This window comes from Thiohalobacter sp. COW1 (assembly GCF_016629505.1).
Taxonomy (GTDB): Bacteria; Pseudomonadota; Gammaproteobacteria; order Thiohalobacterales; family Thiohalobacteraceae; genus Thiohalobacter; species Thiohalobacter thiocyanaticus_A.
In genome coordinates, this window is sequence record NZ_AP024239.1 from 547040 (window position 1) to 570415 (window position 23376).

Annotated in this window: 21 protein-coding genes and 2 tRNA genes; 21 read left to right on the forward strand and 2 right to left on the reverse strand. The window is 63.8% G+C overall.

Annotation, left to right across the window (positions count from 1 at the left end; translation table 11 throughout):
- The first annotated feature begins 188 nt into the window (after positions 1-188).
- From COW1_RS02480 to COW1_RS02520, 9 genes are all read left to right on the forward strand, one after another.
- Positions 189-265, forward strand: a tRNA-Val gene (locus tag COW1_RS02480).
- A gap of 106 nt (positions 266-371) precedes the next feature.
- Complete coding sequence (gene thrS, locus COW1_RS02485) at positions 372-2306, forward strand: threonine--tRNA ligase (RefSeq protein ID WP_201345329.1); 1935 nt, start codon at positions 372-374, stop codon at positions 2304-2306.
- Between the two features lie 3 nt (positions 2307-2309).
- On the forward strand, positions 2310-2828 hold the full coding sequence (gene infC, locus COW1_RS02490; RefSeq protein WP_201346024.1) for a translation initiation factor IF-3: 519 nt from the start codon (positions 2310-2312) through the stop codon (positions 2826-2828).
- Positions 2829-2901: 73 nt separating this feature from the next.
- Positions 2902-3099, forward strand: coding sequence for a 50S ribosomal protein L35 (rpmI, locus tag COW1_RS02495; protein WP_096366610.1), 198 nt, complete (start codon positions 2902-2904; stop codon positions 3097-3099).
- A 17-nt stretch (positions 3100-3116) separates the two neighbouring features.
- Positions 3117-3476, forward strand: coding sequence for a 50S ribosomal protein L20 (gene rplT / locus COW1_RS02500; protein WP_096366609.1), 360 nt, complete (start codon positions 3117-3119; stop codon positions 3474-3476).
- A gap of 337 nt (positions 3477-3813) precedes the next feature.
- The gene (pheS, locus tag COW1_RS02505) at positions 3814-4821 is read left to right on the forward strand and encodes a phenylalanine--tRNA ligase subunit alpha (protein ID WP_242466532.1); all 1008 of its coding nucleotides are present in this window, start codon (positions 3814-3816) and stop codon (positions 4819-4821) included.
- 218 nt (positions 4822-5039) lie between these two features.
- Positions 5040-7418 carry a phenylalanine--tRNA ligase subunit beta gene (pheT, locus tag COW1_RS02510; protein WP_201345331.1) on the forward strand — a complete coding sequence of 793 codons (2379 nt, stop codon included), beginning with the start codon at positions 5040-5042 and terminating at the stop codon, positions 7416-7418.
- Positions 7419-7422: 4 nt separating this feature from the next.
- A complete protein-coding gene (ihfA, locus tag COW1_RS02515) occupies positions 7423-7722 on the forward strand; it encodes an integration host factor subunit alpha (protein WP_096366606.1) in 300 nt (99 codons plus the stop codon).
- Complete coding sequence (locus tag COW1_RS02520) at positions 7703-8059, forward strand: MerR family transcriptional regulator (protein WP_096366605.1); 357 nt, start codon at positions 7703-7705, stop codon at positions 8057-8059. The genes ihfA and COW1_RS02520 overlap by 20 nt, the downstream gene beginning before the upstream one ends.
- A gap of 78 nt (positions 8060-8137) precedes the next feature.
- Here COW1_RS02520 and COW1_RS02525 read toward each other — a convergent pair whose 3' ends face one another.
- A complete protein-coding gene (locus COW1_RS02525; RefSeq protein ID WP_201344243.1) occupies positions 8138-9172 on the reverse strand; it encodes an IS481 family transposase in 1035 nt (344 codons plus the stop codon).
- Positions 9173-9449: 277 nt separating this feature from the next.
- Between COW1_RS02525 and COW1_RS02530 the strand changes: the two genes are divergently transcribed.
- From COW1_RS02530 to COW1_RS02555, 6 genes are all read left to right on the forward strand, one after another.
- Positions 9450-9526, forward strand: a tRNA-Pro gene (locus COW1_RS02530).
- Between the two features lie 727 nt (positions 9527-10253).
- On the forward strand, positions 10254-10901 hold the full coding sequence (locus COW1_RS02535) for a VacJ family lipoprotein (RefSeq protein ID WP_197702945.1): 648 nt from the start codon (positions 10254-10256) through the stop codon (positions 10899-10901).
- Between the two features lie 300 nt (positions 10902-11201).
- Positions 11202-12284 carry a 3-deoxy-7-phosphoheptulonate synthase AroG gene (gene aroG, locus COW1_RS02540; protein WP_096366603.1) on the forward strand — a complete coding sequence of 361 codons (1083 nt, stop codon included), beginning with the start codon at positions 11202-11204 and terminating at the stop codon, positions 12282-12284.
- A gap of 172 nt (positions 12285-12456) precedes the next feature.
- Positions 12457-13555, forward strand: a protein-coding gene (gene prfB, locus COW1_RS02545; protein WP_201345332.1) for a peptide chain release factor 2 whose coding sequence is annotated in 2 segments (ribosomal slippage) — positions 12457-12531 and positions 12533-13555 — 1098 coding nt in all. Because the reading frame shifts where the segments join, the coding sequence is not laid out codon by codon here.
- A 224-nt stretch (positions 13556-13779) separates the two neighbouring features.
- On the forward strand, positions 13780-15300 hold the full coding sequence (lysS, locus tag COW1_RS02550) for a lysine--tRNA ligase (RefSeq protein ID WP_201345333.1): 1521 nt from the start codon (positions 13780-13782) through the stop codon (positions 15298-15300).
- A 244-nt stretch (positions 15301-15544) separates the two neighbouring features.
- Positions 15545-17476 carry a bifunctional diguanylate cyclase/phosphodiesterase gene (locus tag COW1_RS02555; protein WP_096366600.1) on the forward strand — a complete coding sequence of 644 codons (1932 nt, stop codon included), beginning with the start codon at positions 15545-15547 and terminating at the stop codon, positions 17474-17476.
- Positions 17477-17603: 127 nt separating this feature from the next.
- Here the strand turns inward: COW1_RS02555 and COW1_RS02560 are convergent, their stop codons facing one another.
- A complete protein-coding gene (locus tag COW1_RS02560) occupies positions 17604-18659 on the reverse strand; it encodes a folate-binding protein YgfZ (RefSeq protein ID WP_096366599.1) in 1056 nt (351 codons plus the stop codon).
- Positions 18660-19010: 351 nt separating this feature from the next.
- On the opposite strand from COW1_RS02560, the gene sdhC reads away from it, so the two are divergent.
- The 6 genes from sdhC to COW1_RS02590 all read left to right on the forward strand — a co-directional run bounded on the left by sdhC (position 19011) and on the right by COW1_RS02590 (position 23373).
- On the forward strand, positions 19011-19388 hold the full coding sequence (gene sdhC, locus COW1_RS02565; RefSeq protein WP_096366598.1) for a succinate dehydrogenase, cytochrome b556 subunit: 378 nt from the start codon (positions 19011-19013) through the stop codon (positions 19386-19388).
- Positions 19385-19726 carry a succinate dehydrogenase, hydrophobic membrane anchor protein gene (sdhD, locus tag COW1_RS02570; protein ID WP_201345334.1) on the forward strand — a complete coding sequence of 114 codons (342 nt, stop codon included), beginning with the start codon at positions 19385-19387 and terminating at the stop codon, positions 19724-19726. Before sdhC ends, sdhD begins: the two co-directional genes overlap by 4 nt.
- The gene (gene sdhA / locus COW1_RS02575) at positions 19723-21489 is read left to right on the forward strand and encodes a succinate dehydrogenase flavoprotein subunit (protein WP_096366596.1); all 1767 of its coding nucleotides are present in this window, start codon (positions 19723-19725) and stop codon (positions 21487-21489) included. The genes sdhD and sdhA overlap by 4 nt, the downstream gene beginning before the upstream one ends.
- A 104-nt stretch (positions 21490-21593) precedes the next feature.
- The gene (locus COW1_RS02580; protein ID WP_096366595.1) at positions 21594-22295 is read left to right on the forward strand and encodes a succinate dehydrogenase iron-sulfur subunit; all 702 of its coding nucleotides are present in this window, start codon (positions 21594-21596) and stop codon (positions 22293-22295) included.
- A gap of 112 nt (positions 22296-22407) precedes the next feature.
- A complete protein-coding gene (locus COW1_RS02585) occupies positions 22408-22674 on the forward strand; it encodes a succinate dehydrogenase assembly factor 2 (RefSeq protein WP_369801201.1) in 267 nt (88 codons plus the stop codon).
- A gap of 213 nt (positions 22675-22887) precedes the next feature.
- Positions 22888-23373: a CYTH domain-containing protein gene (locus tag COW1_RS02590; RefSeq protein ID WP_096366594.1), complete on the forward strand. Its 486-nt coding sequence runs from the start codon at positions 22888-22890 to the stop codon at positions 23371-23373.
- Positions 23374-23376: the final 3 nt, after the last annotated feature.

Consider the following 23376-nt stretch of genomic DNA (forward strand, 5'->3'; position numbering starts at 1 on the left):
CGGCTGCTCAGACCAGAGCTTAGAATCGGTCTAAGTAAAGTTCATGAAATCCGGCTGCGCAAGCCCGGACCGGGTTTTTTCTCATCCCCAGGGAGATTCCCGGCGGGCGGATACGGGCAAGGTCCTTGTTCGCGGGCCATTTTGTATTGGATTTTGCCGCGGCTTCCTGTAGAGTATGCGCGCTCGACAGGCGCGTAGCTCAGTTGGTTAGAGCACCACCTTGACATGGTGGGGGTCGTTGGTTCGAGTCCAATCGCGCCTACCAAATCCTGATCGAACAGGGGACAGATGCCCGGTCTGTCCCCTTTTTATACTTTCAGCCATACCCAAATCATGTGGCCCCTCGTATCGGTCACCACTGGAGAAGCAGCATGCCCACGATCACCCTTCCCGATGGCAGTCAACGCAGCTTCGATCATCCTGTCACGGTCCGGGACGTCGCCGCCGACATCGGTTCCGGGCTGGCCAGGGCCGCCCTGGCCGGCCGGGTCGACGGTCGCATGGTCGATCTCAGTCACACTATAGACCAGGACGCCGAACTGGCCATCGTCACCAGCCGGGACGAGGACGCCCTGGAACTGCTGCGCCACGATGCCGCCCATGTCATGGCCCAGGCCGTGCAGGAGCTCTACCCCGGCACCCAGGTCACCATCGGTCCGGCCATCGAGGACGGTTTCTACTACGACTTCGCCCGCGACGAGCCCTTCACCCCCGAGGACCTCAAGCAGATCGAGACGCGGATGCAGGAGATCGTCAAGCGCGATCTGCCCATCCAGCGCGAGGTCTGGGACCGGGACGAGGCCATCCGCACCTTTGAGTCCATCGGCGAGACCTACAAGGCCGAGATCATCCGGGCCATTCCCGGGGACGAGGACATCTCGGTCTATCGCCAGGGCGACTGGTTCGATGTCTGCCGCGGTCCGCACCTGCCCAGCACCGGCAGGCTCGGTCAGGGTTTCAAGCTGATGAAACTGGCCGGCGCCTACTGGCGCGGCGACTCGGACAACGAGATGCTGCAGCGCATCTACGGCACCGCCTGGCGCGACAAGAAGGAACTCAAGGCCTATCTCAAGCGGCTGGAGGAGGCCGAGAAGCGCGACCACCGCAAACTGGGCAAGGCCATGGACCTGTTCCATACCCAGGAAGAAGCGCCGGGCATGGTGTTCTGGCACGACCGCGGCTGGCAGGTGTATCTGGGCATCCAGGACTATATCCGCGACAAGCTGCGCCGCCACGGCTACCAGGAGGTGCACACCCCCTCGGTGATCGACCGCACGCTGTGGGAGAAGTCCGGGCACTGGGAGAAGTTCCAGGACATGATGTTCACCACCCATTCGGAGCACCGCGACTACGCGGTCAAGCCGATGAACTGCCCGGCCCACATCCAGATCTACAACCACGGGCTGAAGAGCTACCGCGACCTGCCGCTGCGCCTGGCCGAGTTCGGTTCCTGTCACCGCAACGAGCCCTCCGGCACCCTGCACGGCCTGATGCGGGTGCGTGGCTTCGTCCAGGACGACGCCCACATCTTCTGCACCGAGGGGCAGATCCTGGAGGAGGTCTCGGCCTTCATCGACCTGCTGTTCGAGGTCTACCGCGACTTCGGCTTCGAGGAGGTGCTGATCAAGCTCTCCACCCGGCCCGAGCAGCGGGTCGGCGAGGACGCCCTGTGGGACAAGGCCGAACAGGCCCTGGAGGACGCGCTCAACCACAAGCACCTGGAGTGGGAACTGCAGCCGGGTGAGGGCGCCTTCTACGGTCCCAAGATCGAGTTTTCGCTCAAGGACTGCCTGGGCCGGGTCTGGCAGCTGGGCACCATCCAGCTGGATTTCTCCATGCCGGCCCGGCTGGGGGCGGCCTATATCGCCGAGGACGGCAGCAAGCAGGTCCCGGTGATGCTGCACCGGGCCATCCTGGGCTCGCTGGAGCGCTTCATCGGCATCCTGATCGAGCACTACGAGGGAAAATTCCCCACCTGGCTGGCGCCGGTGCAGGCGGTTTTGCTCAATATCACCGACCGGCAGGCGGATTTTGTCCATCGGGCAGAAGAATTCCTGCAAAATCAGGGTATCCGGGTCATTTCCGACTTGAGAAACGAGAAAATCGGCTTTAAAATCCGCGAGCACACACTGCAGCGTGTGCCCTACCTCCTGGTGGTGGGGGACCGCGAGGCAGAAACCGGTACCGTGGCTGTGCGTACCCGCGGCGGCAAGGATCTGGGCACTATGTCCCTGGAGACGTTCGCAGAACGTCTCGCCGCCGAGGTCACGAGCCACGGCCGAATTGTTATGCAAGTGGAGGACTGAGATATCGCTAAACCAAAAGAGCAGCACCGGATCAATGAGAAGATAACGGCACAGGAAGTGCGGCTGGTTGCAGAGGACGGTGAACAGATCGGCGTGGTTCCCATCGCCAGGGCGCTGGAAATGGCCGAAGAGGCCAGTCTCGATCTGGTGGAGATTTCTCCCAATGCCGAGCCGCCGGTCTGCCGTCTCATGGATTACGGCAAGTTCCGGTTCGATCAGCAGAAGAAGCAACAGTCCGCCAGGAAGAAGCAGAAGCAGGTCCAGGTCAAGGAGATCAAGTTCCGGCCTGGCACCGACATAGGGGATTATCGGGTCAAACTCCGCAACCTGATACGTTTCCTAGAGGAAGGGGACAGGGTCAAGGTGACCCTGCGCTTCCGCGGCCGTGAGATGGCGCACCAGGATCTCGGGCGCGACTTGCTGGAACGGGTCAAGACCGACCTGGAAGAGTACGGCACAGTCGAGCAGTTCCCGAAGATGGAAGGTCGCCAGATGGTCATGGTCATGTCCCCGAAAAAGTGAGCGATCGCGCGATCGCTTTTGTTCAATGTTCCAGGCGCCGATGGGCGACCTGCAAATACGGAGTGCATTCACAATGCCGAAGATGAAGTCCAACCGGGGCGCCGCGAAGCGCTTCAAGCGGACGGCCAAGGGCGGTTTCAAGCGATTCCAGTCCCATCGCCGTCATATCCTGACCAAGAAAAGCAGCAAGCGGAAGCGTCAGCTTGGCAGCCCTGCCTACATCCACGAAGCGGATGTGGCGGCAGTCAAACAGATGCTGCCCTTCAAGTGAGCGGGAGGTAATCAGCCATGGCACGAGTCAAACGTGGTGTGATCGCCCGCAAGCGTCACAACAAGATCATGAAGAAGGCCAAGGGCTACTACGGTGCCCGCCGCAAGGTCTTCCGCGTGGCCAAGCAGGCCGTCATCAAGGCCGGCCAGTACGCCTATCGCGACCGCCGTCAGCGCAAGCGCCAGTTCCGCGCCCTGTGGATCGCGCGCATCAACGCCGCCGCGCGCGAAAACGGTCTGTCCTACAGCCGGCTGATCAATGGCCTGAAGAAGGCCGAGATCGAGATCGATCGCAAGGTGCTGGCCGACATCGCCGTGCAGGACAAGGCGGCCTTCGCCAGGATCGCCGAGCAGGCCAAGGCCAACCTGGCGGCCTGAGGCCGCGAACGCTTTCACGGCGACGCGTCGCCGGACAGCGGCAAGTCAAAAAGGGAAGGCCGGTAGTGCCTTCCCTTTTTTCTTCGTGGTGATTGGATCGGACAGAAAGATCTCAACGCAGAGACGCCGAGGCGCAGAGAACGCAAAGAATAATCGGGTCAATTAATTTCCCGTCATTCCGGCGCAGGCCGGAATCCATTGACCGCAGCGGTATCTGGATCCCGGCCTGCGCCGGGATGACGGGTTCAACAATCCGATTTCTGCGCCTTTGCGCCTCTGCGTTGAGGTTTCAGGCTGAAAGAACAACACAGGAGAATCCGCCCCCGTGCAGGATGATATCGACAAGCTGACCCGACAGGCTCTGGACGCAGTCGCCGCCGCCGACAGCCTGCGCGCCCTGGATGATGTCCGCGTCCAGTACCTGGGCAAGAAGGGCCTGCTCACCGCCCAGCTCAAGCAGCTCGGGCAGCTGCCGCCGGAGGCGCGCAAGGAGGCCGGCCAGGTCATCAACCGGGCCAAGGAGACGGTGCAGCAGGCCATCGAGGCGCGCAAGGGCGATCTGCAGCAGGCCGAGCTCGACCGCCGTCTGGCCGGGGAGACTGTCGACGTCACCCTGCCGGGCCGCGGCCAGGTCGGCGGCGGCCTGCATCCGGTCACCCGCACCCTGGAGCGCATCGAGGCGCTGTTCGCGGGGCTGGGCTTCGAGGTCGCCCTCGGTCCCGAGATCGAGGACGACTATCACAACTTCGAGGCGCTCAACATCCCGGCCCACCATCCGGCGCGCGCCATGCACGACACCTTCTACTTCGAGGACGGCCGGGTGCTGCGCACCCACACCTCACCGGTGCAGATCCGGGTGATGGAGAACCGCACGCCGCCGCTGCGCGTCATCGCCCCGGGCCGGGTCTATCGCTGCGATTCGGATCTGACCCACACGCCCATGTTCCACCAGGTCGAGGGCCTGATGGTGGATACCGACGTCAGTTTCGTCGATCTCAAGGGCATACTGGACGATTTTCTCAAGCACTTCTTCGAGCGCGACCTGGGCGTGCGTTTCCGCCCGTCCTATTTCCCCTTCACCGAACCCTCGGCCGAGGTGGACATGGAATGCGTCATGTGCGACGGCCAGGGCTGCCGGGTGTGCAGCCACACCGGCTGGCTGGAGGTGTTGGGCTGCGGCATGGTGCACCCGAAGGTGTTCGAGCATGTCGGCATCGACAACGAACAGTACACCGGCTTCGCCTTCGGCATGGGCGTGGAGCGCCTGGCCATGCTGCGCTACGGGGTGAACGACCTGCGGCTGTTCTTCGAGAACGATCTGCGGTTTCTGCGGCAGTTCGGGTAATGGCCACGAAATCCACGAAACCCACGAAAATGATTAATGTATCCAGCATTAAATCTGTAGGTCGGGTTAGCGACAGCGTAACCCGACACAACGGTGGGAACCGCGTCGGGTTACGCCCTGCCGGGCTAACCCGACCTACGCAGGATTTCTCGAATCAATGATTACTTTCGTGGATTTCGTGGCCATCCAATCAATCAATTCAAACTGAACGATAAACAATGAAAGTCAGCGAGCAGTGGTTGCGTGAATGGGTGGATCCGCCGGTCGGCTCGAAAGAGTTGGCCGAGCAGTTGACCATGGCCGGGCTGGAGGTCGATTCCATCGAGCCGGCCGCCGGCGAGTTCGCCTCAGTGGTCGTCGGCGAGGTGCTCGAGGTCGCGCCGCATCCGGATGCCGACAAGCTGCGGGTGTGCCGGGTCGAGGCCGGGCAGGGCGAGGCGCTGCAGATCGTGTGCGGTGCGCCCAATGTGCATCAGGGCATGCGCGCCCCGGTGGCGCTGGTCGGCGGCAGGCTGCCCGGCGGGCTGAAGATCAAGAAGGCCAAACTGCGCGGGGTGGAGTCCTTCGGCATGTTGTGCTCGGCGCGCGAACTGGGCCTGTCCGAGGAGCATGCCGGGCTGATGGCGCTGCCTGCCGACGCTCCGCTCGGGACCGATATTCGCGACTATCTCAAGCTCGACGACCGAATCATCGAGGTCGATCTCACCCCCAACCGCGGCGACTGCCTGGGCATGGCCGGCATCGCCCGCGAGGTGGCGCTGCTCAATGACTGCGAACTGACCCCGCCTGCCATTGCGCCGATCACGGCGCAGGTCGAGGACAGCTTCCCGGTGGCAGTGGACGCACCGGCGGCCTGCCCGCGCTACCTGGGCCGGGTGATCCGCGGCATCGATCCGGCGGCGGTCACCCCCCTGTGGCTGCAGGAGCGGCTGCGCCGCGGCGGTATCCGGCCGCTGGGGCCGGTGATTGACGTCACCAACTATGTGCTGCTGGAGCTGGGGCAGCCCATGCACGGCTTCGATCTGGCGCGGCTGCAGGGCGGTATCCGGGTGCGCTTCGCCGAAGCGGGGGAGAAGCTCACCCTGCTGGACGGGCGCGAGGTGGCGCTGGCCGCCGACACCCTGGTGATCGCCGACGCCCGCCAGCCGCTGGCCCTGGCCGGCGTGATGGGCGGGGAAGGCTCCGGGGTGAGCGACAGCACCCGCGACGTGTTTCTGGAATGCGCCTTCTTCGATCCCCTGCATATTGCCGGGCGGGCGCGGGCCTACGGCCTGCAGACCGATTCTTCCTATCGTTTCGAGCGCGGTGTGGATCCCGAACTCCAACTCCGCGCCCTGGATCGGGCCACGCAGCTGCTGGTCGATATCTGCGGTGGCCGGCCCGGCCCGGTGATCGAGGTCTGCAGTGATGCTCACCTGCCGCGGAGACCGGCCATCCGGCTGCGCAGCGAGCGTATCCGGCGCCTGCTCGGGTTCGAGCTGAAGGCCGCCGAGGTGGCCGGGATTCTGGAAGGCCTGGGCTGCGCCGTGGATGCGGAGCGGGAGGACTGGTCGGTCATCCCGCCCAGCCACCGTTTCGACCTGGCCATCGAGGCCGACCTGATCGAGGAACTGGGCCGGGTTCACGGCTACAACCGGCTACCCAGCCGGGTGCCTGCCGGACGGCTGCAGATGACGCCGCAGCGCGAGGAGCAGGTGCCGCTCAACCGGCTGCGCCTGAGCCTGATCGAGCGCGGCTACCGCGAGGCCATCACCTACAGCTTTGTCGACGCTGACCTGCAGCGGCGCCTGGAGCCCGGCCGTCAGCCCATCCCCCTGGCCAATCCGATTTCGGCCGATCTGGCGGTGATGCGCAGTTCGCTCTGGCCGGGGCTGCTCGGGGCGCTGGGGCACAACCTGCGGCGCCAGCAGGAGCGGGTGCGATTATTCGAGTCAGGTCTTAACTTTATTTCAGAAGATAATGAAATAAAACAGGAATCATATATTGCAGGCGTCGCCTGTGGCCGGCCATTGCCGGAACAGTGGGGCGTGGCTGACGGGAACCTGGACTTCTTTGACGCCAAGGCCGATCTGGAGGCGCTGCTGCGTCTCGGCGGCCGCTTCGAGGCCTTCACTTTCGAGGCCGCGCAGCATCCGGCGCTGCACCCCGGCCGCTCGGCGCGTGTCCTGTGCGACGGTCGTTCGGTGGGCTGGATCGGCACCCTGCATCCACGACATGCAGAAGAACTCGAACTTCCTGCCGATACCCAGTTGTTCGAACTGGAAATTGCCCCAGTGACGACAGGCCGCAAGGCAGCCTTCGAGCCGATTTCCCGTTACCCGGCCATCCGCCGCGACCTGGCGCTGCTGGTTGACGAGGCGGTGCCGGCGGCTGCGGTGGCCGAGCGGATCCGCCTGGCGGCGGGCGAAACGCTAAAGGAATTGCGTCTGTTTGACGTTTACCAGGGCAAGGGTATAGAAACGGGTCGAAAAAGCATCGCTTTAGGCTTGATTCTACAGGATTCTTCACGCACACTAACCGATCAGGACGTGCAGGCGGTCGTGGACGAAGTGACAACGGCCCTGCAACGGGATCTCGGAGCTAGCTTGAGAGAGTAGAGCGATGGCGTTGACGAAGGCGGATCTGGCAGAACGACTTTTCGAAGAATTGGGTCTGAACAAGCGCGAGGCCAAGGAACTGGTGGAGATGTTTTTCGAGGAGGTGCGGCTCGCCCTCGAGAGCGGCCACCAGGTGAAGCTGTCCGGGTTCGGTAATTTCGACCTGCGTGACAAGAACCAGCGCCCCGGCCGCAACCCCAAGACAGGCGAGGAGATTCCCATTACCGCGCGGCGGGTGGTGACCTTCCGGCCCGGCCAGAAACTCAAGTCGAGGGTGGAGGCGTATGCTGGAAGCGAGCAATAACGACGAACTGCCCCCGATCCCCGGCAAGCGTTATTTCACCATCGGCGAGGTCAGTGACCTGTGCGGTGTGAAGCCGCACGTGCTGCGCTACTGGGAGCAGGAATTCCCCCAGCTCAAGCCGGTCAAGCGCCGCGGCAATCGGCGCTACTACCAGCGCCATGACGTGATCATGATCCGCCAGATCCGCAGCCTGTTGTATGAACAGGGCTTTACCATCGGCGGTGCACGCCAGCGGCTGTCCGGCGACGAAGCCAGGGACGATATCAACCAGAGCCAGCAGATCATCCGCCAGATGCGCATGGAACTCGAGGAACTGCTGCAGATCCTCAAGCGCTGAGGTATTACTGATTTGTAGTAGTCGCGATCTGATCTGACAGTTACCGGCTCCGAGGAAGCCGTGGCTGTCAGGTCAAGTTCAGGCGATGAACTTTTCCTTCCAGATTTGTTTGCCATCCTCCCATGTCGCCATGGGCGTGCGTCCGCAGCACATCTTGCCCTGATGGGTGCGCTCATTATTGTAGTACGCCAGCCAGGTGTCCAGATCCGCCTGTAGGGATTCCAGGTTCGTGTAGATGTGCTTGCGGAACGTGACCTGGTAGAACTCCTGGAGAATGGTCTTGTGGAAGCGCTCGCAGATCCCGTTGGTCTGCGGGGAACGGGCCCGGGTGCGGGTGTGCTCGATGTCGTTGACCGCCAGGTAGAGCTGGTAGTCATGGCGATCGGCCTTGCCGCAGTATTCCGTCCCTCGGTCGGTCAGGATGCGCAGCAGCGGCAAGCCATGCTCTTCATAGAACGGCAGCACCCGGTCGTTGAGCAGATCCGCCGAGGTGATCGGCGTCTTGGTCGTGTAGAGCTTGGCGAAGGCCACCTTGGCGTAGGTGTCGACAAAGGTCTGTTGGTAGACCCGGCCCACGCCCTTGAGCGTGCCGACGTAGAAGGTGTCCTGGGAGCCGAGGTAGCCCGGATGGGCGGTCTCGATCTCGCCGCAGGCCACGTCGTCCTCTTTCTTCTTCTCCAGGGCGGCGACCTGAGCCTCGGTCAGCACGATGCCCTCCTGCGCCACCTTGGCCTCCAACGCCTTGAGCCGGTCGCGGAAGCAGGCCAGCTCGTGGCGCAGCCACACACAGCGCACGCCGCTGGGGGAGACAAAAATCCCACGCTTTCTCAACTCGTTACTGGCACGGACCTGGCCATGGGCCGGGGCCTCCAGGGCATACTCCACCACGGCGGCCTCTGTGGCCTCGTCGGTGCGGTTCTTGATGTTGGGCTTACGGCGGGACTGGTCGAACAGGCCCTCGACCCCGCCGTCCTCGACGGCGGCCTTGTAGCGGTAGAAGGTGTCGCGGGACAGGCCCATGACCTTGCAGGCGCGGGAGACGTTGCCCAGCTCCTCGGCCAGATTCAGCAGGCCCAGCTTGTGTTTGATGATTCTCTCGTTAGTATTGAGCATGAGGGTTACCTCTTTTGGTTCCGATGGTGAGTTCGCACTTCCATCAGAACCGGTAACCCTCACTTTTTCAAGTCAGGTGTCAGATCAAGTCGAAACTACTTCAACTGATTCCCGTCATTGCGAGGCGCGTAGCGCCGCGGCAATCTCCAACTGATTGATTCTTCATTACGGGATTGCCACGCTACGCTCGCAATGACGGAAGTGTCAAAGAACGTTCCCTCCGGCGAAGGAAATCGGTATCATGTGCGGCCTGCCCGCTGGGCAGGCCGTTCTTTTACGGGGCGTAGCGCAGTCTGGTAGCGCACCGCAATGGGGTTGCGGTGGTCGGAGGTTCGAATCCTCTCGCCCCGACCAAATCAATGTATTACAGCCTTCGGCTGTCAATTATTCTATGGGGCGTTCGGATTTCCGGCCCTGCGGGCGTTCGGTCCGCTGCGTGCGTCCACTGGACGCACGGTCGTCCCTCACCCTCTCGCCCCGACCAAATCAATGTATTACAGCCTTCGGCTGTCAATTATTCTATGGGGCGTTCGGATTTCCGGCCCTGCGGGCGTTCGGTTCGCTGCGTGCGTCCACTGGACGCACGGTCGTCCCTCACCCTCTCGCCCCGACCAAATCAATGTATTACAGCCTTCGGCTGTTGATTGTTCTTATGGGGCGTTCGGATTTCCGGCCCGGCGGGCGTTCAGCCTGCTGCGTTCGTCCACCGGACGCACGGTCAGGCTTTACCCTCTCGCCCCGACCAAATCAAACTCGCGTAGGATGGGTGGAGCGCAGCGTAACCCATCGATTCGATTTTCCACCGCCAGCGATGGGTTGCGGCGCACGCGCCTTCACCCATCCTACGGTCATGACATTTTTTCTTATGTATTGCGCCTCCGCGCCTTTGCGTCCTCTGCGTTAATCCCGCCTCCCTCAACTGTCTCCCAATCAAGAATTCTGCTAACCTGCCGTTCAGTTGTGCGACGCAGGACCGTGGTACACCGGGGAGACAACAACAATGCAGGGAGCTTGCAGCCCTTTCCTCTCACGCCTTTTCCTTCCTCTGCTGGCGGCCGTGCTGAGCACCGGCTGTGCTGTAATGGCGCCGGAAGAGGAGGTCAGTGACCCGCTGGAGCCGGTCAACCGGGCCATCTACCAGTTCAACGAGCAGTTCGACCGCTACCTGCTCAAGCCGGTGGCGCAGGGTTACCAGGATTACGTTCCGGCGCCGGCGCGCAGGCGTGTCAGCAACTTCTACTCCAACCTGGGCGAACCCCTGACCGCGACCAATCAGGTCCTGCAGGGCAAGTTCGAGCAGGGGGCTGGGGATTCCACCCGCTTCATCTTCAATACGACCTTCGGCGTGCTGGGGTTGTTCGATGTCGCCACACCCATGGGGCTGCCCCGGCACGACGAGGATTTCGGCCAGACCTTTGCCAGATGGGGCTTCGGCGAGGGCTGGTACCTGGTGCTGCCCTTCCTGGGGCCGAGCACGGTGCGCGACACCGTGGGTATGGTCCCCGACGGCTATCTCAATCCGCTGTATTATGTCGAGGACGAGAACTGGAAGTACGGCCTGGTCGCCCTGCGGGTGGTGGACACCCGGGCCCGCCTGCTCGGCGCCAGTCGGGTGCGCGACACCGCGGCGCTGGATGGCTATCTGTTCACCCGCGAGGCCTACCGCCAGCACCGCTGGAACCGCATCCACGACGGCAACCCGCCGCCGCCTTCCTTCGATCTGGACTGATCTGCCCGGGCACTCCCGTAGGTCGGGTTAGTGGAGCGTAACCCGACGGCTTCCGCGGCATTTGCCGGGTTACGCCCTGCCGGGCTAACCCGACCTACAGGACTGACAACCCTGTTACGCGGTCAGGGGCGGCGGCGCTGCCCGCCGCAACCCATCGCACGGCGGAGCACCGATGGGTTGCGCTTCGCTCCACCCATCCTACGCTCGGCCATTCCGGCCTGACAGGGCGCCGGATTTCTGGGATAATGCGGGGTTTACCGCAACCACTGCAGGCCCGTGCCAACGCCGGAAACCGCCCCGATGAACAAGCATTACCACACCGACGATCTGCGCATCCGCGAGATCCGGGAAGTCAGTCCGCCCGCCCAGGTACACGAGGAATATCCGATCAGTGATAACGCCTCGGAGACGGTGTTCGCCACCCGCGAGGCGATTCATCGCATACTGCATGGCGAAGACGGCCGGCTGCTGGTCATTGTCGGCCCCTGTTCCATCCACGACCCGGCGGCGGCGATCGAATACGCCCGCCGGCTCAAGGTCATGCGTGACACCCTGTCCGACGATCTGCTGGTCGTCATGCGGGTCTATTTCGAGAAGCCGCGCACCACGGTGGGCTGGAAGGGCCTGATCAACGACCCTGACCTGGACGGCAGTTTCCAGATCAACAAGGGGCTGCGCGTGGCGCGCAAGCTGCTGTGCGATCTGAACGAGATGGGCGTGCCGGCGGCGACCGAGTTCCTCGATCTGATCAGCCCCCAGTACGTGGCCGACCTGGTCAGTTGGGGCGCGATCGGGGCACGCACCACCGAGAGCCAGGTGCACCGTGAGCTGGCCTCCGGCCTGTCCTGCCCGGTCGGATTCAAGAACGGCACCGATGGCACCTTGCGGGTGGCGGTCGACGCCATCCGCTCGGCCTCGCAGCCGCATAACTTCCTGTCCCTGACCAAGCAGGGGCACTCGGCCATCTTCTCCACCCGCGGCAACGATGACTGTCACATCATCCTGCGCGGGGGCAGGCAGCCCAACTACGACGCCGTGAGCATCGACCAGGCCAGCCAGGAGTTGGAAGCGGCCGGGCTGCCGCCGCGGCTGATGGTGGACTTCAGTCACGCCAACAGCCTGAAACAGCACAAGCGTCAGCTTATCGTGGGCGAGGACGTGGCCGGGCAGATCGCCGCCGGCGACAGCCGCATCGTCGGCATCATGGCCGAGAGCCATCTCAAGGGCGGCCGCCAGGACGTGGTGTCGGGCCGGGAACTGGTCTTCGGCCAGAGCATCACCGATGCCTGCATCGGCTGGGACGAGACCGTGGGTCTGCTCGAACAGCTGGCCGCGGCCGTGCGCCAGCGGCGCGAGAATCCCAACAGCATCGCCGCTTCCTGAGCCGGGGCGGAACAGTGAGTAGGATGGGTGAAGCGCAGCGTAACCCATCGCTGTCCACCGGGCCGGGTGATGGGTTACGGCGCTGAGCGCCTTCACCCATCCTACTCACTGCCGGAAACGGGCATATGGCCCTGACCCGGGGCGGAATTCATCAGTCAAGGAATCGAGAACCATGCTGGAAGTCAATCCGGTCATCAACCGCATCAAGGATCTGCAAGGGCGCTGCGAGTCCCTGAGGGGGTATCTTTGACTATGCCGGCAGGAAGGAGCGGCTGGAAGAGGTCGAGCGCGAACTCGAGGATCCGAATGTCTGGAACGAGCCCGAAAAGGCCCAGCAGTTGGGCCAGGAGCGCGCCAGGCTCAGCGAGGTGGTGCACACGCTGGAGGAACTCGACGGGCGGCTGACCGATGCCGCCGAGCTGGCGGAACTGGCCGCGGAGGAGGGTGACGAAGAGACTTTCCGTTCCGTGGAGGCCGATGTCGCCGAGCAGGAAAAGCAGGTCGAGGCGATGGAATTCCGCCGCATGTTCTCGGGCGAGATGGACGAGAGCAATGCCTTCGTGGATATCCAGGCCGGCTCCGGCGGCACCGAGGCCCAGGACTGGGCCGAGATGCTGCTGCGCATGTACCTGCGCTGGGCCGAGCGTCACGGCTTTGCCACCGAGATCGTCGAGGCCTCCGAGGGCGAGGTCGCCGGCATCAAGAGCGCGACCGTGAAGGTCGAGGGGGCCTATGCCTTCGGCTGGCTGCGCACCGAGACCGGCGTGCACCGGCTGGTGCGCAAGTCGCCCTATGACTCGGGCAACCGCCGACACACCTCCTTCGCCTCGGTGTTCGTCTCGCCCGAGGTGGACGAGGATTTCGAGATCGACATCAACCCGGCAGACCTGCGGGTCGACACCTACCGCGCCAGCGGTGCCGGCGGCCAGCACGTCAACCGCACCGAGTCCGCCATCCGCATCACCCACGCGCCCAGCGGTATCGTGGTGGCATGTCAGAGCGACCGCTCCCAGCACAAGAACCGCGCCTCGGCGATGAAGCAGCTCAAGGCCAAGCTGTACGAGATGGAGATGCAGAAGCGCCGTGCCGAGCAGCAGAGTGTAGAGGAGAGTAAATCCGACATCGGCTGGGGCAGCCAGATCCGCTCCTATGTGCTCGATCAGTCGCGCATCAAGGACCTGCGCACCGGCGTGGAGGTGGGCAACACCCAGGCCGTGCTGGACGGCGACCTGGACCCCTTCATCGAGGCCAGTCTGAAAAGCGGCCTCTGACAACTTACAATTTCGTAGGTCGGGTTAGCCCGTCAGGGCGTAACCCGACGGAATTCGCCGCCATGCATGTCGGGTTACGCTGCACTAACCCGACCTGCAGAACTTCCCGTCATTCCCGCGAAGGCGGGAATCCAGTGATCGCGGCGAGTTCTGGATCCCGGCCTTCGCCGGGATGACGTCCAAGGTTAAATAGCCTCTCTTTCTCAATGATGACAGAATCGACCATGACCGACGCCAACGAGACCAACGCCACCGACACCCGCGAAGAGGAACACCGCCTGATCGCCGAACGCCGGCGCAAGCTGCAGGCGCTGCGCGAACAGGGCGCGGCCTTCCCCAATGATTTCCGCCGCAATGTCGTGGCTGCCGAACTGCACGCCGAGTACGGCGACAAGGCGCCGGAGTTCTTCGACGAGAACGCCATTCGCGTCTGCGTGGCCGGACGCATGATGGCCAAGCGCGTCATGGGCAAGGCCAGCTTTGCCCAGTTGCTGGACATGTCCGGACGCATCCAGCTGTTCGTGCAGCGCGACGTCCTGCCCGAAGGCCGCTATCAGGAATTCAAGGGCTGGGATGTGGGCGACATCCTCGGTGCCGAGGGTGTCCTGTTCAAGACGAAGACCGGCGAGTTGAGTGTGAAGGTCGACAGCCTGCGGCTGCTGACCAAGTCGTTGCGCCCGTTGCCGGAGAAGTACCACGGCCTGACCGATACCGAGGCGCGTTACCGCCAGCGCTACCTGGACCTCATCATGAACGAGGTCTCGCGCGAGGTGTTCCGCAAGCGTACCCGCATCGTCCAGTACATCCGCGATTTCCTCAACGCGCGCGATTTCCTGGAGGTCGAGACGCCCATGATGCAGGCCATCCCGGGCGGGGCGGCGGCACGGCCCTTCATCACCCATCACAATGCCCTGGAGATGCAGCTGTTCCTGCGCATCGCGCCGGAGCTCTACCTCAAGCGCCTGGTGGTCGGCGGCTTCGAGAAGGTCTACGAGATCAACCGCAACTTCCGCAACGAGGGCCTGTCCACCCGGCACAATCCGGAATTCACCATGCTGGAGTTCTATCAGGCCTATGCCGACTACCACGACCTGATGGATCTGACCGAGACCCTGCTGCGCGACATGGCGCGCGACATCCACGGCAGCCAGCAGATCGACTACCAGGGCGAGAGTTATGATTTCTCCCGGCCCTTCGCGCGGATGAGCGTCAAGGAATCCATCCTGCATTTCAATCCGGATATCAGCGAGGACCGGATCAGCGAGCTGGAGGCGGCGCGCAAGGTCGCCGAGGGGCTGGGGATTCCCTTGAAGGACAGCTACGGCCTGGGCAAGGTGCAGATCGAGATCTTCGAGAAGACGGTCGAGCACCGGCTCAAGGACCCGACCTTCATCACCGCCTATCCCACCGAGGTCTCGCCGCTGGCCCGGCGCAGTGACGCCGATCCCTTCGTCACCGACCGCTTCGAATTCTTCGTCGGCGGGCGCGAGATCGCCAACGGCTTCTCCGAGCTCAACGACGCCGAGGACCAGGCCGAACGCTTCCGCCAGCAGGTGCAGGAGAAGGAGGCCGGCGACGAGGAGGCCATGCACTTCGACGCCGACTATGTCGCCGCGCTGGAGCACGGCATGCCGCCCACCGCCGGCGAGGGCATCGGCATCGATCGGCTGGTGATGCTGTTCACCGACTCGCCCTCCATCCGCGATGTGCTGCTGTTTCCGCATATGCGCAAGGCGGGGGAGTGAGGAGGAGAGCAGGATGGGTGGAGCGAAGCGCAACCCATCATGGTGCGGCCAGTCGATGGGTTACGGCGCCATGCGCCTTCACCCATCCTGCAAGCCTCCTGATGTCAGAACTTGACAGCCTTTGCCCGATCTGGCCTTATAGGTGGCAGGATGGGGTTTTTAAAGGAATAATAAATAGATAACTTTATATTCGAAACACTTTTGTTAAGTTTCGCCGCTTACAATTACAACGACAGGTTGCTTCATGGGAAACCCGACCCGGCGCCCGGATCCGGAGTTCGAGGCGCTGCGCAACAGCCTGCGACAGCGGGAATACGAACTTGAACTGCTGAAGGAAACCGCCCTGGCCGTGGGCCGTGAGCGGGATCCGGCTCTGGTGCTGCAGCTGATCGCCGACCGGGCCCGTGAGATCATCCAGGCCGAGACCGTTCTGGTCCCGGTGCTCAATGCCGAACGCACCCACTACACCTACGAGGCCGGTTCCGGCGAATATGCCCAGGAAGCCGTGGGCGAGAGCCTGCCCATCAACCAGGGCATCTGCGGCTGGGTCTGGCGCAACAAGAAGCCCTGGTGGCGCGGGGTGCTGGACGAACTCGACGAGCGCGAACGCACCCACTGGGAGGCGCGCGCGGGCACTGTCCTGATGGTGCCGCTGATCGGCAAGGGCACCTTCCTGGGCGGTCTGGCCGGCCTGCGCAAACTCGACGGCGAGGATTTCACCCGGGCCGACCTGAATCTGCTCAGCCTGTTTGCCTCTCAGGTCGTGGTGGCGCTCGAAAACGCCCTGGCCTTCGAGAAGCTGGAACATGCCCGCCAGGATGCCGAGCGCTATCAGCAGCAGCTGCAGCAACTCAACGAGGCCCTGGTCGCGGCCAACCGCGAACTGGAATACCTGTCGCTGTACGACGAACTGACCGGCCTGCCCAACCGCACCCTGTTCCGCGACCGCATCCAGCAGGGCCTGACCGTGGCCGGCGTGATCGCCCAGCCGCTGGCCATCCTGCTGCTCGACCTGGACCAGTTCAAGGAGGTCAACGACACCTTCGGCCACGAATTCGGCGACCGCCTGCTCAAGCTGGTCAGTGAGCGCTTCGGCGAGATCACCCGCTACTCCGATACGGTCGGCCGTCTGGGCGGGGATGAATTCGGTTTGCTGCTGCCCAATGCCGATGAGGCCAAGGCCGCCGAGATCGCTGGCAACCTGCTGCGTTCGCTGGACTCGAGTTTCGAACTCGACGGCCACAGCCTGTCCATGACCGCGAGCATCGGTATCGCGGTATATCCCGACCACGGCCGGGACATGACCACCCTGCTGCGTCACGCCGACATGGCCATGTACCAGGCCAAGTCCAGTAAGCAGAGCCTGGCGGTGTACGATGCCAGCGACGACAGCTACAGCCCGCAGCAGCTGATCCTGCTCGGGGATCTGCGCCGCGCGCTCAATGAACAGCAATTCCGGCTGGAGTACCAGCCCAAGCTGGATATCCGCAGCGGCCGGCTGGTCGGGGTGGAGGCCCTGGCGCGCTGGCCCCAGCCCGAACGCGGTCTGATCTCACCCACCGCCTTTGTCCACTCCCTCGAACAGTCGCGTTTGATCTCGGCCTTCAATCAATGGGCGCTGTCCACGGCGGTGGAGCAGGCCGCGCGCTGGCGCGACCAGGGTTTCGATTTCACGGTCTCGGTCAACCTGTCCGTGCACAGTCTGCTCAATCCGGCCTTTCCGGATGAACTCGAAACCCTGCTGGACAAGTGGGGGCTGGAAGGCCGGTTGATGCTGGAGATCACGGAGAATCTGTTCCTGAGCGATTACGGCCGGCTCAGCCAGACTCTGCTGCGGCTGCAGCGCCGCGGCGTGTCCTTCTCGATCGACGATTTCGGCACTGGCCATTCCTCGCTCAGCCGGCTCAAGCGCCTGCCCGTCAGCGAACTCAAGATCGATCGCTCCTTCGTCATCGAGATGGAGCACAACCCCGACGATCTGGTGATCGTGCATTCCACCATCGATCTGGCGCACAACCTGGGCCTGTCGGTGGTGGCCGAAGGCGTGGAGAACGCGCGGGTGCTGAACCGGCTCAAGGCACTGGGCTGCGACATCGCCCAGGGGTTCCATTTCGGACACGCCATGCCGCCCGACGAACTGGAGGCGAAGATCCGCCAGAGCGGCTGGCTGGAGTAGGGTGATCCCTGATTAACCTTCGCGGCATGAGCGGGTAGGATGGGTGGAGCGCAGCGCAACCCATCGTTGCACGGTGCGGCGATGGGTTACGGCGCAGCACGCCTTCACCCATCCTACAGCTATCGTTTCAGCCCGAGGCCGCCTCCGGCAGGTCGTAGGGCAGTTCGGCCGGCTCGAACAGCGGCCCGTCGGCCGCGCCCAGGTGCACCTCCCCCTGACGTATGCTCTCGATCTGCGTCACCGCCAGCGCCATGCAGCCGCCATCGGGGTGCGGATAGGCCTCGACGATGCGGCCCACGCCCTGATCGGGTCGGTCCGCAGTGAACAGTTCATTGCCGGGTTCCGGCGGCGGTTCCACGGCGATCCGACCGAGGTACATGCGGCGCTTGAGCTTGCCCAGGTACTGCATGCGCGCCACTACTTCCTGGCCCGGGTAACAGCCCTTCTTGAAGTTGACGCCGTTGACCAGTTCCATGTTTGCCATCTGCGGCACGAAGGCCTCGCTGGTTCCCGGCTGGATCATGGGCACGCCGGCCATCACCCGCAGCAGGCCCCAGGCGGGCTGGCCGACGGGGGCGCAGCGCACATTGAGCGCCTCCCACAGTTTCTGCATGCACTCGAGCGTCCCGAAGATCTCGAAGCGGGGATGCATGCCCGGCGTGCGGATCAGGGTGCAGCCGTCCCGGGTCAGGGCGTCGTCGACTGATTGCGGTACCTGGCCCAGTATGGCTTCCAGTTCGGAAGCGGCATCGGGGCCGGATACCCCCAGGTGAATGAAGTTCTCGCTGACGTCTTCCAGGGTGACATCCGCCATGAGTACGAACATGCGCAGCCGCTGCAGGAAGGTTTCGCTGAGCGCCGCGGGCAGGGCGATATAGACGCCGTCGTCGCGCGCGAACAAGCGGAAATTGGCCAGCATGCGGCCCTTGGGCGTGCAGTAGGAGGACAGCTGGCTGCGCGAGGCGCTGACATTGGTGATGTCGTTGCTGAACTGGCCCTGGAGGAAGGACTGGACGTCCCTGCCGTGGGCTGCGATGACAGCGATGTCCGACAGGTCGGCGAAGACATTGCCGGTCAGGGCCACGCTCAGTTCACGCCGGGGACTGCCGAAGCTGGTCACCACGCCGTTGTCGTCGAACTCGGCGCCGTTGGCCTCGAGAAAATTCTTCCACTGCTGTTTCATGATCGTATCCGCTCCGCGGCCTGGTGGGCAGCCTCGTTGAGTATCATTTTCGGTGCGCCGCCGTCAATCTCAGGCAGGGATTGCAGGGAAATCCGGCATGAATCCCGCAGTCTGGCGCACCGTGGCGGATTAAGGAACCTCTGGTTAATTACGTCATTGCGAGGAGCGAAGCGACGTGGCAATCTCCAACCAATTGATTCTGCAGTACGAGATTGCCACGCTTCGTTTATGCCCTCTGGGTGTTCGCAATGACGCTAACTAAGTGCCATTCTAAGTCAGAGATCCCTTAATGATACTCTTATGGCAATTTCCAGGGTGCAATGCTATAAAATCTCCAAAAAGCCGCAATCCATGCCCCACGACGCACGCCCCAGATTTCTCAACCTGCTGCTGATCCGCCAGCCCATCGGCGCGGTGACCTCCATCCTGCACCGCCTGACCGGGGTGCTGCTGTTCCTGCTGCTGCCGCTTGCGGCCTGGCTGCTGGAACTGTCACTGCGCGATCCGGCGGGTTACGCGCGCGCCGCCGGCTGGCTCGAGGGTCCGGCCGGGCAGGCGGCACTGCTGGTTCTGGCCTGGATCGTCTTTCACCATCTGTTCGCCGGTATCCGCTTCCTGTTGCTGGACCTGGACCTGGGCATGGAACGGACATCGGCCCGGCGCATGGCCTGGGTGGCGACCCTGGCCGCGCCGCTGGCCGCGCTGCTGTTCGTCGGGGGGCTGCTGTGAGCCGTCAGGCACACGGCCTGCGGGCCTGGCTGCTGCAGCGCTTCACGGCCGCCTATATCGCCCTGTATATCCTGGTGACCGGGCTCTGGTTCCTGTGGCAGCCGCTGCACAGCCACGCCCAGTGGCAGGCCTGGCTGGCCGCGCCGCTGCCCAACCTGGCCACGGCCCTGTTCATCGCCACCCTGCTGATCCATGCCTGGGTCGGGGTGCGGGATGTGATCATGGACTATGTACGCCATACCGGCGCGCGGGTGAGTCTGATGGCGCTGGTCGCGCTGGTGCTGGGCGGGACCGGGCTGTGGTCGCTGCGGGTTGTGTTTTCGGTGGTGGGACAATGAACCTTCCGGTGCGCAAATTCGATGCCCTGATCATCGGTGCCGGCGGCGGCGGTCTGCGGGCGGCGCTGCAGCTGTCCCGTGCCGAGGCCCATGTGGCGGTGGTGTCCAAGGTCTTTCCCACCCGCTCGCATACGGTGGCCGCCCAGGGCGGGGTCAATGCCGCGCTGGCCAATGTGCTGCCGGACAACTGGCACTGGCACATGTTCGATACCGTCAAGGGCAGCGACTACCTGGGCGACCAGGATGCCATCGAGTACATGTGCCGGGCCGCGCCGCGGGTGGTCTATGAACTGGACCACATGGGCGTGCCCTTCTCGCGCCTGGACAACGGCCGCATCTACCAGCGCGCCTTCGGCGGCCAGAGCCGCAACTTCGGCGGCGAGCAGGCCGCGCGCACCTGTGCCGCGGCCGACCGCACCGGCCACGCCATCCTGCATTCGCTGTATCAGCAGAACATCCGCGCCCGTACCCATTTCTTCGACGAATACTTCGCCCTCGACCTGATCCAGGATCCGGAGGAGGGCGCCGTGCTGGGCGCCGTGGCCGTGGACATCGCCACCGGCGAGCCCATCGTCATCGAGGCCAAGACCACGCTCCTGGCCACCGGCGGGGCCGGGCAGCTGTTCCGTACCAACACCAATGCCCTGATCAACACCGGCGACGGCATGGCCATGGCGCTGCGGGCCGGCATTCCGCTGCAGGACATGGAGTTCTTCCAGTTCCATCCCACCGGCATCGCCGGCAAGGGCATGCTGATTACCGAGGGCGCGCGCGGCGAGGGCGGCTACCTGCTCAACGGCGACGGCGAACGCTTCATGGAACGCTATGCACCCAGGGTGAAGGATCTGGCCAGCCGTGACGTGGTCAGCCGGGCCATCGCCACCGAGGTGCGCGAAGGCCGCGGCTGCGGCCCGGACCGGGACCATGTGCTGCTCAAGCTGGATCACCTGGGCGAGGAGGTGGTGGCCAAGCGTCTGCCCGGCATTCGCGATACGGTGAAGACCTTCCTGCACATCGACCCGGCGCACGAACCCATCCCGGTCTATCCCACCGCGCACTACACCATGGGCGGGATTCCGACCAACCGTACCGGCCAGGTGGTCGCCCCCGAACACCACGGGCCGGAGGAGCCGGTGCAGGGCCTGTACGCCGCCGGCGAATGCGCCTGCGTCTCGGTGCACGGCGCCAACCGCCTGGGCGGCAACTCGCTGCTGGACATCCTGGTGTTCGGCCGCGCCGCGGCCAACCACATCATCGAGTTCCTGGCCGAGCACCGCTACCACCGCCCGCTCAACCAGGACAGCGTGGACCGGGCGCTGGAGCGACTGGCCCGCTGGGACCGGCCGGCCGGAGGAGAGCGGGTCAGCAGCATTCGCAGCGAACTGCAGCGGACGATGGAGGATTACTGCGGTGTCTTCCGCACCGAGGAGGTGCTGCGCGAAGGGGTGGACCGGGTGCTGGCCCTGCAGGCGCGGCTGGCCGATGCCGGCATCGAGGATCACAGCAAGGTGTTCAACACCGCCCGTATCGAGGCGCTGGAACTGGAGAACCTGATGGACGTGGCGCTGGCCACCGTGTGCTCGGCGCTGGAGCGGCGCGAGAGCCGCGGCGCGCATTCGCGCATCGATTATCCCGAGCGCGACGACAACCAGTGGCTCAGGCATTCACTGTTCTACAAGCAGGAGCAGCGGGTGGACTTCAAACCGGTACGCATCAAACCGCTGAGCGTGGATACTTTCCCGCCCAAGGAGCGGGTGTATTGATGGGATACAAGACGCAGGGTACAGACGTGCACCGCGACGCGCGTCGGGTTACGCTTCGCTAACCCGACCTACACAGGCTGAAACCTCGACTCTCGGCGCTACATATGAAATTCTCGATCTACCGCTACAACCCGGACACCGACGGCAAACCCTGGATGCAGGACCTCGAACTCCCGGAGTCGGAGATCAGGCCCGGCATGATGCTGCTCGATGCCCTGCTGGCGCTGAAGGCGCAGGACGAAAGCCTCAGCTTCCGCCGCTCCTGTCAGGAGGGGGTGTGCGGCTCGGACGCCATGAACATCAACGGCCGCAACGGCCTGGCCTGCATCACGCCCCTCAAGGAACTCAGGCAGCCGGTGACCCTGCGGCCGCTGCCGGGGATGCCGGTGGTGCGCGATCTGATCGTGGATCTGGAACCCTTCTACCAGCAGTACCGCGCGGCCAGACCCTGGCTGATCAACGAGGACCCCGAGCCTGAGGTGGAACGGCTGCAGAGCCCGGCCGAGCGCGAACGCCTGGACGGCCTGTACGAATGCATCCTCTGCGCCTGCTGTTCGACCTCCTGCCCGTCCTTCTGGTGGAACCCGGACAAGTTTCTGGGGCCGGCCGCGCTGCTGCAGTCCTGGCGCTTCCTCGCCGACAGCCGCGACCAGGCCACCGACGAGCGTCTGGATGCCCTGGAAGGACCGTTCAAGCTGTTCCGCTGCCACACCATCATGAACTGCGTGGAGGCCTGTCCCAAGGGGTTGAACCCCACCCGCGCCATCGGTCACATCAAGGAACTCATGCTGAAGAGGTCGCTCTAGTTTTCATGGCCACGGAATGTAGGATGGGTGGAGCGCAGCGCAACCCATCATCGTCCTCCCGGGCGATGGGTTACGGCGCACGGCGCCTCCACCCATTCTACGCAACGGTGAAATGATGACGGCATCCGACAACCGCCGCGCCCGCCTGCTGTGGCAATGCCGGCGCGGCATGCGCGAGTTGGACCTGATGCTGCTGGCCTATGTCGATTCCCGCTACCATGAACTGGATGCGGCCGGCGTGCAGCGACTGGAACAGTTGCTGGAGTATCCGGATCAGGTGCTGCTGGAAGTGCTCATGGGCCGACAGCCGCCGGCCGACCCGGCCCTGGCCGAACTGGCGCGGGCGATCCGCGCGGCGGCCGGGAGTCATGATGGTTGAAAACCTTCAACGCAGGGGCGTTTATGCCCGATGGGTACAAAGGCGCAGAGATCGCAAAAATTGCAAATTTATCGACAAACGTTGGTAGTCCTGATCATGTTTTCCCGTCATTCCGGCCTGCGCCGGAATGACGGATAATCATTCTGATATCCACCTGCCTCAATAATCTCTGCGTCTCCGCGCCTCTGCGTTGAAGGATTTTGAATAACTCATATGCCTATCGAAATCGAACGCAAATTCCTGGTCACCTCCGACGCCTGGCGCGACGACGCCGATGCCGGCGTGCGCTACCGCCAGGGTTATCTGACCCGGGTGATCGGAGACACGGACGTCAAGGCCTCGGTGCGGGTGCGCACCGCCGGCGATCGGGCCTGGCTCAACATCAAGAGCGCCGAACTGGGGGTGTGGCGGCTGGAATACGAATACGCCATCCCGCTGGCCGAGGCGGAGGAGATGCTGGACCGGCTTTCCCTGGGCCGGCTGGTGGAGAAGACCCGCTACCATGTCCCGGTGGCCGGGCATGTGTGGGAGGTGGATGTGTTCGAGGGCGACAACGCCGGACTGGTGGTGGCCGAGATCGAACTGCAGGCCGAGGACGAGGCCTTCGCACGGCCGGACTGGGCCGGGGCCGAGGTTTCCGACGATCCGCGTTATTACAATGTCTACCTGGCGGAGCACCCCTGGCCGAGTTGGGACTGACGG